The organism is Nocardiopsis tropica (assembly GCF_042660575.1).
Taxonomy (GTDB): Bacteria; Actinomycetota; Actinomycetes; order Streptosporangiales; family Streptosporangiaceae; genus Nocardiopsis; species Nocardiopsis tropica.
Genome location: NZ_JBHSUF010000005.1, coordinates 60,484 through 74,588, shown reverse-complemented (window position 1 = coordinate 74,588; position 14,105 = coordinate 60,484). Strand labels below are relative to the sequence as shown.

General features: G+C 73.6%; 15 protein-coding genes. 6 read left to right on the top strand and 9 right to left on the bottom strand.

The window, feature by feature from the left end:
• Window positions 1-55 precede the first annotated feature (55 nt).
• Window positions 56-598: a DUF6542 domain-containing protein gene (locus ACFQBR_RS09615; protein WP_267946532.1), complete on the top strand. Its 543-nt coding sequence runs from the start codon at window positions 56-58 to the stop codon at window positions 596-598.
• Window positions 599-693: 95 nt separating this feature from the next.
• On the opposite strand, the gene ACFQBR_RS09610 is transcribed toward ACFQBR_RS09615, so the two are convergent.
• From ACFQBR_RS09610 to ACFQBR_RS09595, 4 genes are all read right to left on the bottom strand, one after another.
• Window positions 694-969 (bottom strand): exodeoxyribonuclease VII small subunit, encoded by a 276-nt coding sequence (locus tag ACFQBR_RS09610; RefSeq protein WP_267946533.1) that lies wholly within the window; start codon window positions 967-969, stop codon window positions 694-696.
• Between the two features lie 2 nt (window positions 970-971).
• Window positions 972-2,204 carry an exodeoxyribonuclease VII large subunit gene (gene xseA, locus ACFQBR_RS09605; protein WP_344185330.1) on the bottom strand — a complete coding sequence of 411 codons (1,233 nt, stop codon included), beginning with the start codon at window positions 2,202-2,204 and terminating at the stop codon, window positions 972-974.
• Between the two features lie 91 nt (window positions 2,205-2,295).
• Window positions 2,296-2,808 carry a DUF3060 domain-containing protein gene (locus ACFQBR_RS09600; protein ID WP_267946535.1) on the bottom strand — a complete coding sequence of 171 codons (513 nt, stop codon included), beginning with the start codon at window positions 2,806-2,808 and terminating at the stop codon, window positions 2,296-2,298.
• Between the two features lie 113 nt (window positions 2,809-2,921).
• Window positions 2,922-3,674, bottom strand: coding sequence for a DUF8129 domain-containing protein (locus tag ACFQBR_RS09595; RefSeq protein ID WP_378552893.1), 753 nt, complete (start codon window positions 3,672-3,674; stop codon window positions 2,922-2,924).
• Between the two features lie 294 nt (window positions 3,675-3,968).
• Between ACFQBR_RS09595 and ACFQBR_RS09590 the strand changes: the two genes are divergently transcribed.
• Complete coding sequence (locus tag ACFQBR_RS09590; protein WP_267946537.1) at window positions 3,969-4,940, top strand: 4-hydroxy-3-methylbut-2-enyl diphosphate reductase; 972 nt, start codon at window positions 3,969-3,971, stop codon at window positions 4,938-4,940.
• An 87-nt stretch (window positions 4,941-5,027) separates the two neighbouring features.
• On the opposite strand, the gene ACFQBR_RS09585 is transcribed toward ACFQBR_RS09590, so the two are convergent.
• Window positions 5,028-5,600, bottom strand: a complete 573-nt coding sequence (locus ACFQBR_RS09585) for a DUF4245 domain-containing protein (RefSeq protein ID WP_344184955.1) — start codon at window positions 5,598-5,600, stop codon at window positions 5,028-5,030.
• Between the two features lie 178 nt (window positions 5,601-5,778).
• A complete protein-coding gene (locus ACFQBR_RS09580) occupies window positions 5,779-6,417 on the bottom strand; it encodes a TetR/AcrR family transcriptional regulator (protein WP_267950514.1) in 639 nt (212 codons plus the stop codon).
• Between the two features lie 182 nt (window positions 6,418-6,599).
• Between ACFQBR_RS09580 and glpX the strand changes: the two genes are divergently transcribed.
• Window positions 6,600-7,622, top strand: a complete 1,023-nt coding sequence (gene glpX / locus ACFQBR_RS09575; protein ID WP_267946539.1) for a class II fructose-bisphosphatase — start codon at window positions 6,600-6,602, stop codon at window positions 7,620-7,622.
• A gap of 221 nt (window positions 7,623-7,843) precedes the next feature.
• Entirely contained in the window at window positions 7,844-9,565 is a 1,722-nt protein-coding gene (locus tag ACFQBR_RS09570) for a hypothetical protein (RefSeq protein WP_378552888.1), read from the top strand.
• Between the two features lie 131 nt (window positions 9,566-9,696).
• Here ACFQBR_RS09570 and ACFQBR_RS09565 read toward each other — a convergent pair whose 3' ends face one another.
• Both ACFQBR_RS09565 and ACFQBR_RS09560 read right to left on the bottom strand, forming a co-directional pair.
• Window positions 9,697-10,524: an ABC transporter permease gene (locus ACFQBR_RS09565; protein ID WP_344184957.1), complete on the bottom strand. Its 828-nt coding sequence runs from the start codon at window positions 10,522-10,524 to the stop codon at window positions 9,697-9,699.
• Window positions 10,521-11,498: an ABC transporter ATP-binding protein gene (locus ACFQBR_RS09560; RefSeq protein ID WP_344184958.1), complete on the bottom strand. Its 978-nt coding sequence runs from the start codon at window positions 11,496-11,498 to the stop codon at window positions 10,521-10,523. Before ACFQBR_RS09560 ends, ACFQBR_RS09565 begins: the two co-directional genes overlap by 4 nt.
• 403 nt (window positions 11,499-11,901) lie before the next feature.
• On the opposite strand from ACFQBR_RS09560, the gene ACFQBR_RS09555 reads away from it, so the two are divergent.
• Both ACFQBR_RS09555 and ACFQBR_RS09550 read left to right on the top strand, forming a co-directional pair.
• Window positions 11,902-12,279, top strand: coding sequence for an RNHCP domain-containing protein (locus tag ACFQBR_RS09555; protein ID WP_267946543.1), 378 nt, complete (start codon window positions 11,902-11,904; stop codon window positions 12,277-12,279).
• Window positions 12,276-12,692, top strand: a complete 417-nt coding sequence (locus ACFQBR_RS09550) for an RNHCP domain-containing protein (RefSeq protein WP_267946544.1) — start codon at window positions 12,276-12,278, stop codon at window positions 12,690-12,692. Before ACFQBR_RS09555 ends, ACFQBR_RS09550 begins: the two co-directional genes overlap by 4 nt.
• Before the next feature lie 114 nt (window positions 12,693-12,806).
• Here the strand turns inward: ACFQBR_RS09550 and ACFQBR_RS09545 are convergent, their stop codons facing one another.
• Window positions 12,807-14,003, bottom strand: coding sequence for a hypothetical protein (locus ACFQBR_RS09545; RefSeq protein ID WP_352984023.1), 1,197 nt, complete (start codon window positions 14,001-14,003; stop codon window positions 12,807-12,809).
• Window positions 14,004-14,105 lie beyond the last annotated feature (102 nt).

Below are 14,105 nucleotides of genomic sequence, written 5' to 3'. Positions count from 1 at the left end.
TACTAGAAGTGACACACTAAACACTGTGAGCAACACACTTGGGAGGCGAACGGCTATGCCCCCGCGGAAGGCGGACGGTCCGGAGCCCGGGCACGCACCGTACTTCGTGCGGCCCGAGGGCCGCGGCCGGGGCGCGCGGAGCGCCCGGAGGAGAGCGGGCGCCGCCCCGGGCGCCCCGGAGGGGAACCCCGTGCGCCGGCCTCCCCGCCTGACCGGTCGGGGCGGCGTCCTGGTCATCGCCGTGCTGAGCTTCGCCGGGACCATGATCGCCCAGTGGTCGGGCACCCCCGCCGTGCCGGGCATCGCCTTCACGGTCGCCTGCCTGGCGACGGCGTCCGCGGTCCGCCCCGCCGACCTGCTCTCGCTGTCGGTCAGCCCGCCCCTGGCGTTCTTCGTGGCGGTGGCCGCCGCCGAGAGCGTGCTGGCCCTGGGCAACGAGGGGTTCGCGCGGGTCCTGCTCCTGGGCCTCGCCTCGCGGCTGGCCGAGGCGGCCCCCTGGCTCTTCCTGGGCACCGCGCTGGTCCTGGTCATCGGGGTCTTCCGCGGCCTGCCCGGCAACCTCCGCGACCTGGGCGACGAGCTCAACGGCCGCGGGTAGCGCCGGGCGCGTCCGGGCGCCCCCCGGGGGGCGGGCCCCGCTCCCCCGAGGCGCACTCCCACCGCGCACCGGTCAGCCGCCGGGGCCCGCGCGGATCAGAAGGGCGTGTCCCCGTCCGCCGGGGGGTCGTCCTCCCGGCGCTCGTCCATGGCGGCGGCCATCTTGGCCCGGGCGCCCTCCAGCCACTGCTCGCACACGCGGGCCAGCTCCTCGCCCCGCTCCCACAGGGCCAGGGACTCCTTGAGGCTGAGCCCGCCCGACTCCAGTCGGCGGACCACCGTGTTGAGCTCTTCGCGGCTCTCCTCGTAGCTCAGCTCCGGCACGGCGGCCCCGCCGTCCTTGCCGTCGGTCTTCGTGCCCTTGGCGGCCATCTCTACTCCCCCTCGGTGGTGTCTTCGGTGTGGACGGACTCCACGGTGGCGGTCAGGCTGTCCTCGGCGAACCTCACCCGCAGGGACTCCCCCACGTCCGGTTCCGCCGCGGAGCGCACCACCGACCCGTCCGGGCGCTGCACGACGGCGTACCCGCGTGCCAGCGTCGTGGCCGGGGACAGGGCGTGCAGACGCGCCCTCGTGTGGCCGAGGCCCTCGCCGGCCCGGTCGAGCGACAGGGTGAGGCTCCGGCGGGCCCGGTCGCGCATGTCCGCGACCTGCTCCGCGAGCCGGTCGATCTCCCGGACGGGGCTGGCCAGGACCGGACGGGACCGGATGCCCGAGAGCCAGGAGAGCTCGCGCTCCAGCGCGCCCGTGAGGACCCTGCGCCCCCGGTCGCGCAGCTGCCTGATGATCTCCAGCTGCTCTCCCACGTCGGGGACGGTCTTCTTGGCCGCGTCGGTGGGCGTGGAGGCGCGCACGTCGGCGACGAGGTCCAGGAGCGGGGTGTCCTGTTCGTGGCCGATCGCGCTCACCACGGGCGTGCCCGCCGCCGCGACCGCCCGCACCAGCGCCTCGTCGGAGAACGGCAGCAGGTCCTCCAGGGAGCCGCCGCCCCGGGCGATCACGATGACGTCGACCTCCGGGTGCGAGTCCAGCTCCTTCAGGGCCTCCAGCACCTCGCGGACCGCACGGTCGCCCTGGACGGCGACCTGTCGCACCTCGAAGCGGACGGCGGGCCACCGGCGGCGGCCGTTCTCCAGCACGTCGCGCTCGGCCGCGGAGTCGCGTCCGCAGACCAGCCCCACCGTGGCGGGGAGGAAGGGCAGGGGCCGCTTGCGCCCCTCGTCGAACAGCCCCTCCGCCGCCAGGGTGCGCCGCAGCTGCTCCAGCCTGGCCAGGAGTTCGCCCAGGCCCACGTGGCGGATCTCCAGCGCGCGGAGCGAGAAGGTGCCGCGCACCTCGTAGAAGTCGGGTTTGGCGTGCACGACGACGCGCGCCCCCGCCTCGGGGGACGGGCTCTGCGCGTCCAGCACCGAGGTCTGGCAGACCACCCGCACCGACACGTTCGCGACCGGGTCGCGCAGCGTGATGTAGGCCATCCGCCCCCGGCGGTTGAGCTCGGCGATCTGCCCCTCGACCCAGATCCGGCCCAGGCGGCCGATCCACTGGCCGACGGCGTTGAGGACGACTCGTACCGGTTGCGGCGCCTCGGCGGAACTCTCCATGCCCATGGCAACCGAGCCTAGGGGAGGCCGGGGACAGTTCCGGGCAGGCCGGTCGCCGGGCGCGGCCGCGCGCCGTGGCGGCCGCGCCCGGCTCCGGTCAGCCCTGCGCGTCCCCGCCCGCGGACACCGTGTTGTCGATGCCGATGTCGGTGATGTCGGGTTCGCCCTCGGCGTGGTGGACGGTGTTCTCGGCACCGGTCACGTGGATGGACTCGGCGCCGCCGACGTGGACGGTGAGGGAGTTGCCCGTGACGGTGACCGCGCCGCACTGGCCGTTGAGGACGACCTCCGCGCCGCTGGCGGTCACGTTGACGTCGCGGCCCTCGCAGTCCTCCGTGACGCTGCCCTCGACCGACGCGATGTTGATGTCGCCGGTCCCGTCGTCGATGGTCACGCCGCCGCCCTCGTCGAGGGTCACGTCGCCGTCCTGGTTCCCGACCGTGACGTCGCCGTCCGAGTCGACGGAGACCTCTCCGTCCTCGCTTCCGACGGAGACGCCGTCGGGGTCGACGCTGACCTCCTGGTCGGTGCCGGGGATGCCGACCGAGCAGCCGGTCAGCCAGAAGGCCGCCGCAGTGAGGAGCGCGGCGGTGGAAGTCGCGGGACGCATGGTCGTAGCCCTTCAAGCGGGAAGCGCCGTGGTGCGCTCGTCAGTAGGACGTTCCCCGCCCCCGTGTGGTTCCGCCGGGTCGCGGCACAGGCGCCTGCCGGGCCCGCCGGCTGCTACGCCCCGGCTTCCAGCTTGGCGATGCGGTTGTCGTACATCTTGATGAACTCGGTGCGCCCTCCGTGCGCGACCTCGTAGGCGCGCAGGTCGCGGACCTGCTCGATGGTGAGCTTGCGCAGGCGCGCCCGGACGGACGGGAGGGTGAGCTCGTCGTAGGTCGGCACGGCGAGGTCCTCGACGGCGGGGGCGGCCTCCTTGCGGACCTTCTCCAGCACCTCGTCGCTGGCGACGGTGGTGTGCGCCTCCGCGGCGGCCAGCTCCTCGGCGATGGCCGGGGCCTCCTCGGGGACGTCCTCGGTGGCCGGGACGACGGGCTCCGTGCGGACCTGGGCCCCCTCCTCCTCGGAGGTCTCCGCCTTCTCGGAGGACTCCGCCTTCTCGGGGGACTCCGCCTTCTCGGGGGTGGCCTTCTTCTCGGCGGTCCCGGACTCCGGAGCGGGGGTCGCCCCTGCCCCGGGGGCCTTCTCCCCGGGGGCCTCCGCCGACTCCGCGGCGGGCGCCGCAGCGGCGGGCTCGGGGGGCGAGGCGGGCGCCTTCTCCCCGGCCTCCGGCTCCGCGGCGGCGGGCTCGGGGGGCGAGGCGGGCGCGGCGGCGGGCGCCGGGCTCCCGGCGGCGGCCTTCTCCCCGGCCGCCTCGGCGGCGGACGGGGCGGCGGTGTCCGCGGGCTCGGCGGGGGCGGCCGGCTTCTTGCGCCCGAAGATTCCCTTGGCCAGGGTGATCAGTTTCGTGGCGATCGTCGGGTTCGACATAGGACGGGGGCTCCTGGGTGGTCTCGGCGGTGGGGTCGGCGGCACGCGTCCAGCAGACCGGGCAAGGCCGAGTCGGGGCGAACCGCCTGTGACAGATGCGATGGTGAACCAGGATAGAGGAGGGGGAACACCGCGAGCAGGGGATGGGCGAACGATTTCGCCACTTCGATCCACGACCGGACACATCCTGTTGCGATACCGTCACCTTGGCCCCGGTGGGGCGCGGATATCCCCGTAACGGTGCCATCGCCCACACCAGGGTCGTACACGGACCAAGCCACCTAGGATGTACGCATGACTGCGATGACGACTGCCACGAACCAACGCCGTGTGCTCCTCGCCAACCCCCGGGGTTACTGCGCCGGTGTCGACCGCGCGGTCATCACCGTCGAGAAGGCCCTGGAGCAGTACGGCGCCCCGATCTACGTGCGCAAGCAGATCGTGCACAACACCCACGTGGTGCGCACCCTGGAGGAGCGCGGCGCGATCTTCGTCGAGGAGACCGAGGAGGTGCCCGAGGGCGCCATCGTCGTGTTCTCCGCGCACGGCGTCTCCCCCGCCGTCCACGAGGAGGCGGGGAGGCGGCAGCTCAAGACGATCGACGCGACCTGCCCGCTCGTCACCAAGGTCCACAAGGAAGCCAAGCGCTTCGCGGCGGAGGATCGCGACATCATCCTCATCGGCCACATCGGCCATGAGGAGGTCGAGGGCACCAGCGGTGAGGCCCCGGAGCACATCCAGATCGTGGAGAGCCCGGACGAGGTCCACAAGGTCCGGGTCCGCAACCCGGACAACGTCTCCTGGCTGTCCCAGACCACCCTCTCGGTGGACGAGACCACCCAGACGGTCGACGCCCTGCGCGAGAGGTTCCCGAACCTGCTCGACCCGCCCAGCGACGACATCTGCTACGCCACCTCCAACCGCCAGGACGCCGTCAAGGCGATGGCGCCCGAGTGCGAGCTGGTCATCGTGGTCGGCTCCGACAACTCGTCGAACTCGGTCCGCCTGGTCGAGGTCGCCCTGGACGCGGGCGCCGACGCCTCCTACCTGATCGACAACGCGTCCCTCATGGACGAGGCCTGGCTGGAGGGCGTGACCACGGTCGGCGTCACCAGCGGCGCGTCCGTGCCGGACATCCTGGTGCGCGAGCTGCTCGACAAGCTCGCCGGGCACGGCTACGGCTCCGTCTCCCCGGTGACGACCGCCGACGAGACGCTGACCTTCTCGCTGCCCAAGGAGCTCCGCCGCGACCTGCGCGCCGAGTAGCCCCGGCCCCTGCATGCCGAACGCCCGGCGGGTGCGCCCGCCGGGCGTTCGCCGTGTCCGGGTCCGGAACGACCTGCGGACCAGGGCCTAGCCCTCGGGGGACTCCGAGGGCTCCGCGTCCCCGCCGCCCTCCGCCGCGGGGAGGTCCTCCAACCCCTCGGCCAGGTGGGACAGTTCGTCGAGTTCGGCCGAACCGGAGACGACCAGGGTCACGCCCTCCTCCCGCAGGACCAGGGCGCCCCAGTCCTCGGAGTCGTAGTGCTCCCACTCGCGTCCGCCGACCGCGACCGTGCCGACCTGCTCGGCCTCCTTGACGCGCTCCGCGACGACCTGCTCGGGGTCGGCGTCGCTCTGGGTGAACATGGCGTGGCTGTCGGCCGCCGTGGCGAAACCGACGCTCCACTCGACCGGACCGCTCACGTTGAGGGTGGAGCTGGTGGGCGTCCACCCCTCGTCGGTCAGCTCGGCCGAGGGCGCCCTCACGGGGTAGTCGGCGGCCTCCCCCAGGACGTCGGCGTCCGGCCGGTAGTCCACGGTGGGGATGTGCTCGCCCGAGCGCGTGGAGACCACGAACGCCATGATCAGGACGATGCCCACGAGGATCCCGAGGGAGATGGCGTAGTTCTTGAAGGTCGCGCTGGACCGGCTGTACTCACTCATGACAGGGTCCAGCTTGCCGCAGGTCCGGGGCCTTTCCGACCCGGGGTGGGCTTAGCGGCGCGCACCCCCGGCCCCGCGGCGGCCCTGTCCGGCCCCCGGGTCCGGCTGTGCGAGCGGGGTCGGCGCGGCGAGGGGCAGCCCGGCGGACGCGGGCCCGGAACGGTCCGCGGAAGACCGCCTAGGCCTCGGGTTCCGCGGTCCGGTGCCGTGGTTCGAGCCGGGTGAGCAGACCGGTGATGTCGTCGGCGAGCCTGCGCGCCTCGGCGTCGTCGCGGCGCACCACCTCGGCCACGGCCAGCAGCATGGCCCCGCTCACGACGATCAGGAGGGCCTCGTCCACCGGCTCGTCCGCCTTGCGGAACAGCGCCACGTTGCGGTCGGTCCACTGGGTGAGCCGTGACCGCAGCTGGTGGTCGAACCCGGGAGGGCCGTCACCGCTGAAGAACAGGCGGGTCGTGTCGCCCTCCTCGATGCATCCGAGGAGGTAGGCGTGTGCGGCGATGTTCATGAGCCGTGTGGGATCGCTCTCACCGCCCGCCCTGGCCTCCACGACCGCCTGGTGGGTCCGCTCCTGCTGGCGCTGCTGGAACTCCTCGTACAGGGCGAGGTAGAGGTCCGCCTTGCCGGTGAAGTGGTGGTAGAGGCTCCCGACGCTGGCCCCCGCCACCGAGACGACCTCGCTGACACCGGCCTTGGCGAAACCCACCGTGTGGAAGACCTGGGCCGCCGCCCTGAGCAGGGCGCTGCGGGTGGCCGCTCCGCGTGGGGAGACCCGCGCGGGCTTCACCAGCTTCTCCGGCTTGTCCGTCTTGTCCACTGTCACACCCTCACTCCAGTCCGGCCGCTCCGGTCCGGATCCCGCCAGAGTAGACCTTCGCGCCCTCCGGACGACCGGCTCGGGCGGCCGCGCGGGTACCCGGGGCCGCTCGGGGATCACGTCGGGTGACTACCCTAAGACCTGTCCCCCCGCCCTGTTCCCTGTCGGAAGGTGTCACGTCCATGTCGCAGCCCAGTAGCCCGTCCGCGCAGCCCGCGGCGCCCGACCGCAACCTCGCGCTGGAGCTGGTCCGCGTCACAGAGACCGCGGCGCTCGCCGCCGCCCGCTGGGTCGGCAAGGGCGACAAGATCGGCGCCGACGGCGCCGCCGTGCGCGGCATGCGGCACATGATCAGCACCGTGTCGATGAACGGCACGGTCGTGATCGGCGAGGGCGAGAAGGACAACGCCCCGATGCTCTACAACGGCGAGCGCGTGGGCGACGGCGGCGGCCACGACTGGGACGTGGCCGTCGACCCCGTCGACGGGACGACCCTGACCGCCATGGGCATGCCCAACGCCATCGCGGTGATCGCGATGAGCCCGCGCAACACCATGTTCGACCCGTCCGCGGTGTTCTACATGGAGAAGCTGGCCGCGGGCCCGGAGGCGGCGGACGTGGTGGACATCGCCGCCCCCGTCGCCGACAACGTCCGCGCGGTGGCCCGCGCCAAGGGCAAGTCGCCGCAGGACGTGACGGTGGTCATCCTCGACCGCCCCCGCCACAAGCAGCTCGTGCAGGACGTGCGCGACGCGGGCGCCCGCATCAAGTTCATCAGCGACGGCGATGTGGCCGGCGCGATCATGGCGGCCCGCGCCGGCACCGGCGTCGACCTGCTCCTGGGCATCGGCGGCACCCCGGAGGGCATCATCACGGCCTGCGCCATGAAGTGCCTGGGCGGCGTCATCCAGGGCCGCCTGTGGCCGAAGGACGACGACGAGCGCCGCAAGGCCCTCGACGCCGGGCACGACCTGGGCCGCGTGCTGTACACCGACGACCTGGTCTCGTCCGACGACGTGTTCTTCGCCGCGACGGGCATCACCGACGGCGAGCTGGTCGGCGGCGTGCGGTACGAGTCCTCGCGCGTCATCACCGACTCCCTCGTCATGCGCGGCCGCAGCGGCACCGTCCGCCAGGTGCTCAGCGAGCACCGCCTGAGCAAGCTGTCCGCGTACAGCGGCGTGGACCTCACCTCCGCGCCCTGACCCGGCGTCCCGGGCCCGGACACCCCTCGTCCGGCGCCCGGGCCCGGCGCCCGGTGGCAGGATCCCGCCGCTCCCCCGGCCGGTGGGGGCGGCGCGGGCGCCCTCTCCCCGACCGGCCGTCCGAAAGTGGCGCGGAACGCGAACCACACCGGGGTGGACAGGCATCAGACCCGGCGTTGGCTGCGCGGTCGCGCGCGAAGAATTCCCCCGTCGGAGGTCCGATGTCCCACCCCGATCCCTCACAGCAGCCCCAGTGGCAGCATCAGCCGCCCGGGCGGCCCGGGCAGGGTTTCCCTCCGCCGCAGGGCCCCGTCCCCGGTCAGCAGTACGCCGCCCCGGGCGTTCCGGGCGGCGTGCCCGGCGCCCCGGGCGGCGTGCCCGGCGCCCCGGGCGGCGGTGTCCCCGGGGGCCCGCCCCCCGGCCAGTACTCCGGCGGGTACGGCCCGCCTCCGGGCGGTGGCGGCGGGCGCAACCGCTGGCTGATCCCCGCCGCGGCGGGCGTGGCGCTCGTCGTGATGGGCGGAACCGTCTGGGCCACCGTCTCCCTGGTGAGCTTCGGCGGTCCGCAGCCCGAGTCCGTGCTCCCCGGCAGCTCCGTCGCGTTCGGCAAGGTCGACCTGGCGATCGACGGGTCCCAGGCCATGGAGCTGATCCGGTTCGTCGACCAGCTCCCGGCGGAGATGACCGAGGAGATGGACGAGCCCGACGGCGACATGACGGAGCTGTTCGCGGAGGTCTTCGTCGAGGCCTTCCCCGAGTCCCGCCAGGCCGACGTGGAGGAGTGGATCGGCCAGCGCGCCGGCGTCTCCGTGTGGCCGACCGCCGACGCCGCGGCCGAGGTCGACGAGGGCTCCGGCCTCGCGATGGCGCTGGCGCTGGCGGTCGAGGACGAGCGGCGCGCCGAGGAGGAGCTGGCCTCCCTCGCGAGCGGCGACGACACCCTCCACTTCGAGATGACCAACGGCTTCGCCCTGCTCTCCACCTCCGAAGCGGCGCTGGCCGACCGGGCCGCCCAGGTGGACGAGCACGGGTCCCTGGAGGACTCCGACGTCTACTCCGGCGACGTGGCCGACGTGCCCGGCGGAAGCCTGGCCGTGGGCTGGACGGATTTCACGCGCCTCATGGAGGTGGAGGGCGTCGCCGCGGAGATCCAGAGCGGGATGGCCGCCGAGACCGGTGAGGTGAGCGGCCGGGCCACCGCGTCGCTGCGGATCGACGGCGACTACCTGGAGGCGCGGGCGGACGTCTTCGACTTCGAGGTGGACAGCGCCGACCTGGCCTGGCTGGCCGAGACGCCGGGCGCGAGCGTGGCGGCGATGGAGTCGCTGCCGGAGAGCACCGTCATGGCGTTCGGCGCCAGCGGCCTGGACACGGCTCTGACCGACGCCTACGAGAGCGACGAGATCCCGTTCCTGAGCGGCAGCGGCGAGATGCAGGAGATGGAGCGCGAGTTCAACGCCATGGGCGCTCCGCTGCCGGAGGGCTTCACGAACCTGCTGGGCTCGTCCACGGCGTTCGGCGTCACCGGCATGGACCTGGACAGCTTCTTCGGCTCGGCCTACGGCGGCGGCGAGGAGTTCTCGTTCCAGTACCGCGCGGTCGGCGGCGACGAGGGCGTCCTGGGCGACTTCGTCGAGAACGTGGCCGCCTCCGACCCGTACGCCACTCCCCCGGGTGTGGGCACCGACGGGGACGCCGTCGTCGTGGCGAGCGGCAGCAGCGCCACCGGGCGCCTGGGCGACGACCCGGTGTTCCAGCAGACCATGCAGGAGATGGACGACGCCGTGGTCGCCGGCTACTTCGACATGCGCCAGGTGCTGACGGACACCGAGGTGCAGAACCCCGCGGAGTGGGGGGCGATGGGCCTGGCCGTGAACGTCACCGAGGAGGGCCGGCGCAGCGGCGTCGAACTGCGCTGGTCCCCCAGCGGCGGCGGCGAGTGAGCCGGCGCGCGACCCGGTAGGGCGCGCGGGGCGGCAGGACGGACGGCGCGGGAGCCCCTTGGGGACGGCCCCGCGCCGTCCGCGTGCCGCAGCCCCCGGGGACGGGGCGGCCCGCCCCGTCCGGGGTGTTCTCAGCCGACGACGCGCCGTCGCATCTGGAAGCCTGCAAGGAACCACATCAGCACGATGAACCCCAGCAGCACCCCGACGTGGAGGAGCGCCGCACCGGCGCCGAGCCCTCCGAACACCGAGCCGCGGATCAGCTCGACCGCGTGGTAGAGCGGGTTGGCCATGGCGGCGCTCTGCACCCAGGCGGGCAGCTCCGTGAGCGGGAAGAACGTGCCCGCGACCAGGAACAGCGGCGTGAACAGGCCGCTGAACACGTAGTCCATGGACCGCACCGACGTGATCACCGCGGAGATCCAGATGCCGAAGAGCGCGAACGCGAACCCGGCCAGGAACGCGATGAACGGCACCAGGAGCATGCCCGGGCCGGGTCGGAGCCCGAAGCCGACGGCGACCAGCAAGGGGACGCAGCCGTACACGCCCGAGCGCATCGCCAGCCACAGGGCCTCGCCGGTGACGAGCTCGCGCACGTCCACCGGGGCGGCGAGGATGCCCTCGTAGGTGTGCAGGAAGCGCCGCTTGATGAAGGTGTTGATGACGGCGGGCATCATCGACTGGAACATCACGGACACCGCCACGATGCCGGTGCCGAGGAAGTCGATGTAGCTGAACCCGGCGAGGGTGCCGATGAGGGCGCCCATCCCGAATCCGAAGCAGAGCAGGTAGAGGGTCGGCTCGACGACGGCGGCGAACGTGGTGGCGCGCCAGGACTGGCCGTACAGGATCCACTCGCGGGCGACGACGCCGAGCACGGCGTCGGCCTCGATCCCTCCGGGGCGCGCGTGGACCTCGGGCCGGGCGTCGTCCCTGGCCCGGTCGTGCTGGATGCTCATTCGACGCTCTCTCCGGTCAGGGTCACGAACACGTCCTCCAGGGTGCTGGCCCGGCGGTGGGGGGTCCCCAGCCGGTCGCGGAGGGAGTCGGGCAGCTCCTCGGCGCGCAGGACCGACAGGGTGACGCCGGTCCGGCGGGTGGTGAAGCCGTGCTCGCGGACGCGGCGTTCGAGGACGTCGGCGCCCTCGTCCCCCGGGGTGTACTCCTCGACGGTGGAGCCCGCGTACTTGGCGACGAGGTCGGCGGGGGTGCCGCGCTCGACCACCGCGCCCTTCGCCATGAGCGCCACCTCGTCGGAGAGGCGTTCGGCCTCCTCGATGTAGTGGGTGGACATCAGGACGGTGACGCCCTCGTCGCGCAGCGCGGAGATGACGCCCCACAGGTCCTGGCGCACCTGCGGGTCGAGGCCGACGGTGGGCTCGTCCATGAGGACGAGCTCGGGTCTGTGGAGGAGGGCGCGGACGATGAGGAGGCGGCGGCGCATGCCCCCGGACAGGTCGTCCACGAGCGTGTCGCCCCGGTCGCCGAGCTGGGCGAGGCGCATGGCGCGGGCGACCGCCTCCTTGCGCCGGGCGCGCGGGACCCGGTAGAGGAAGGAGAACATCCGCAGGTTCTGCTCGACGGTGAGCTCCTCGTCGAGGTTGTCGTGCTGGGGGACGACGCCCATGCGGGCGCGGGCCCACTTGGACTCGGCGGGGATCGGATGCCCGAGGATGCGGATCTCGCCCTCGTCCGCGAGGGACTGGGCGGTCAGCATCTTCATGGTCGTGGACTTGCCCGCGCCGTTGGGGCCGAGGAGTCCGAGGACGACGCCCTGGGGGACCTCCAGGTCGAGCCCGTCGACGGCGGTGAGCGTCCCGAAGCGCTTGACGACGCCGCGGAGCAGCAGTGCGGGCACGTCCGGCGGGGGTGCGTCGCCGGGGGTGGAGGACGCGCTCCCGGGCAGGCGGCGGCCGGGCACAGGTGTGGTCATGGCCCAACCGTAGGCACCGGGTGCCCGGAATTCCAACGGGTTTACGCCCGCCGCGCGGCCGCCGCACGGCCTGTTCGCGCGCCCCCGGAGGCCGGGCGCCGCAGGCGGGGGCCGCCCCGGCGCCCCCCGCGCCGCGCCCGCCCCGGAGGCCGCGGAAAACCCGTTGCGCCCGCTCGGAGCCCCTGCCTACCATCGTCACTTCCGGGCCGGGGAGCCCGGAACCGGAGACGATTCCCGGGGGCCGACGCCCCACGGGTCAAGGACAGGTGTTGATGAACCGGAACGCGCCGAGCGCGCCTCACATCCCTGCGGGCCCCCGCACCGTCTGACGCGGCGCCCCTTCCGTCGAGAAGCGCTCGGCCTGCTCCTGCTGCCTCGTACCACTTCCAGCAAGGAGTTCCGGGTGTCCACCACCGATTCACCGTATGAACCCAGCCCCACCCTGCGCACCAGCACCTTCACGTGCCTGCGCTGCGGCCTGTCCGTGTCCGCCCTCGCGCCCGGGGGAGAACGGCGCGACCACTGCCCGAGCTGCCTGACCTCGCGCCACGTCGTCGACCAGGTCCGGGGCGGCCGCTCCGACTGCGGCGGGCGCATGGTCCCCGTCTCCGTCGCGGTCGTGCGCGACGGGGCCTGGATGCTCGTCCACCGCTGCACGCTGTGCGACGAGCTGGCCGGGAGCTCCGTCTCCCGGGACGACAACCACCTCGTCCTCATGAGGATCGCGGTGCGGCCCCTCGCCGACCCGCCGTTCCCGCTCGACCTGTTCGGGGAGGTGTGAGCGTGGGACGGCGCAACGTGCGTGACCGGCGGCCCCAGCGGGCGAAGACCGTCCGGCACGCCGCCGGCGAGTCCGGGTCGTTCCGGTGCGCGGGGTGCCGTCTGGAGGTCCCCCTCGCCGCACCGGGGACCAGCCACCGGAACCACTGCCCGAACTGCCTGGCCAGCCTGCACGTGGACCGCCGGATTCCCGGCGACCGCGCCGCGGACTGCCGGGGCAGGATGGTCGCGCTGAGCCTCTCCTCGCGTCCCGACGGGGAGTGGATGCTCATCCACCGCTGCGTTCGCTGCGGCGAACTCGGCTCCAACCGCGTGGCCGGGGACGACAACCCCCGCGCCCTGGTCCGGTTGGCGGTCCGCCCGCTCGCGGCCGCCTCCGACGCGGTGGCGAGGCGGGTGCTGCTCCGCCTGTAGGGGCGGCGCCGACGGGGTTCCGGAGGCGCCGCGGGCGGGTCGGCCGGGAACAGGCCGGCCCGCCCGCGGCGCTCGGGCCGGCCGCCACGCCGGCCGCCGGCCCGCGTGCGCCTCTCAGCCGCCCAGGGGCGTGAAGGGGTCGGGGGTCCCCGCCGTCCACCGGTTCAGGTGGGCGACCCCGGTCTCCAGCGTGACCCCGTCCCCGGTGCGCCGGCCGCGTTCGACGACGTAGAAGCGACCGTCGTCCAGGGAGACCAGGCCGTACTGGCCGCCGGTGTCCCAGCCCCGGACCCCCGACTCCCCGTGGAGCATGCCGTCCCGGCGCAGCGGGAGCAGCAGGCCCTGCTCGTCGTCCTCCTGGCCTCGGACCGTGCCCCGCACCGGGGGCCGGGAGCCGTCGACCACGAAGAGGGAGTAGTTGGGGAAGTGCGGCTTGACGCCCTCGTAGACCGCCATGAACCAGTCGCCGGTGCGCGCGTCGTACTCCAGGTTCTGCACGCCGTAGGTGGTGTTTCCGGTGTACACGAAGTACTTGCCCCCGACCCGGGGCGGGCCGCTGGTGTGGGGGGCGTCCTGGTCGAGCGGGCGCTCGTACCGCCTCCACGAGGAGGTGTCGTACTGGAGCAGGACCTGGTGGTCGTTGTCGGCGCGCCCGGGGTGGGAGTAGACGCCGTAGGCGACCGTCAGCACCTCGCGGCCGCCGCCGCGGCCGAACTCGGGGCCGAAGGCCACCCCGTCGATGCCGCTGGACCCGTAGCGGTGGTCGGCCGTGTCGGCGACGTTGCCGTCGAACACGCCGTCGCCGTCCATGTCCGCGGTGTAGTCCTCGACGACCTCGTCCAGGTGGACGGTGGTCAGGACGCGGTCGTCCTCCGCGTCCATGCCCGGCCGCGTGATGCGGTCGCCGTCGAAGATCGCGATGTAGAACGCCTCGGCCGCCTTGTACTCCAGCGATCCGTAGACGCGCCCGTCCCGGTCGTTGAAGTCGAGGTCGCCGAGGTGGCCCGTGAGGCCGGTGACCGTGCCGATCACCCGGCCGTCCAGGTCGGTCTTGACGACGGTGTCGGTGAAGGAGAAGTACATGTGCCCCTTCTCCTCGTCGAGCGCGGCGCCCTGGACGTGCCCGGACGGCCACGCGCCGCCGTCCACGGACAGGGGCGGCCCTCCCCCGGGCTCCCGCTCCCGGGAGTCGGCCGCCGCCGTGGCGGGCGCCAGCACCGCCGCCACCGCGAGCGCCGCCCCGAGCGCGCCCGCCGCCCGGGCCCCTCTCCTCCAAATACCGGTTCCGCGCATCCCGCTCCCGCCCTCCACGCCCTCACCGTGTGCTGTCGGTAGGAAGCTATGCGCGTCCGGTGAACCGCGCGAGACCCCCAAGGGAACCCGGCGCGCACAACTGCGGGAGCCGCCGCCCCG

What these genes read in the sequence shown, in the direction of transcription:
- ACFQBR_RS09615 (WP_267946532.1), top strand. Translation starts at nt 56, where the DNA reads ATGCCCCCGCGGAAGGCGGACGGTCCGGAGCCCGGGCACGCACCGTAC.
- ACFQBR_RS09610 (WP_267946533.1), bottom strand. Translation starts at nt 969, where the DNA reads ATGGCCGCCAAGGGCACGAAGACCGACGGCAAGGACGGCGGGGCCGCC.
- xseA (WP_344185330.1), bottom strand. Translation starts at nt 2,204, where the DNA reads ATGGGCATGGAGAGTTCCGCCGAGGCGCCGCAACCGGTACGAGTCGTC.
- ACFQBR_RS09600 (WP_267946535.1), bottom strand. Translation starts at nt 2,808, where the DNA reads ATGCGTCCCGCGACTTCCACCGCCGCGCTCCTCACTGCGGCGGCCTTC.
- ACFQBR_RS09595 (WP_378552893.1), bottom strand. Translation starts at nt 3,674, where the DNA reads ATGTCGAACCCGACGATCGCCACGAAACTGATCACCCTGGCCAAGGGA.
- ACFQBR_RS09590 (WP_267946537.1), top strand. Translation starts at nt 3,969, where the DNA reads ATGACTGCGATGACGACTGCCACGAACCAACGCCGTGTGCTCCTCGCC.
- ACFQBR_RS09585 (WP_344184955.1), bottom strand. Translation starts at nt 5,600, where the DNA reads ATGAGTGAGTACAGCCGGTCCAGCGCGACCTTCAAGAACTACGCCATC.
- glpX (WP_267946539.1), top strand. Translation starts at nt 6,600, where the DNA reads ATGTCGCAGCCCAGTAGCCCGTCCGCGCAGCCCGCGGCGCCCGACCGC.
- ACFQBR_RS09570 (WP_378552888.1), top strand. Translation starts at nt 7,844, where the DNA reads ATGTCCCACCCCGATCCCTCACAGCAGCCCCAGTGGCAGCATCAGCCG.
- ACFQBR_RS09565 (WP_344184957.1), bottom strand. Translation starts at nt 10,524, where the DNA reads ATGAGCATCCAGCACGACCGGGCCAGGGACGACGCCCGGCCCGAGGTC.
- ACFQBR_RS09560 (WP_344184958.1), bottom strand. Translation starts at nt 11,498, where the DNA reads ATGACCACACCTGTGCCCGGCCGCCGCCTGCCCGGGAGCGCGTCCTCC.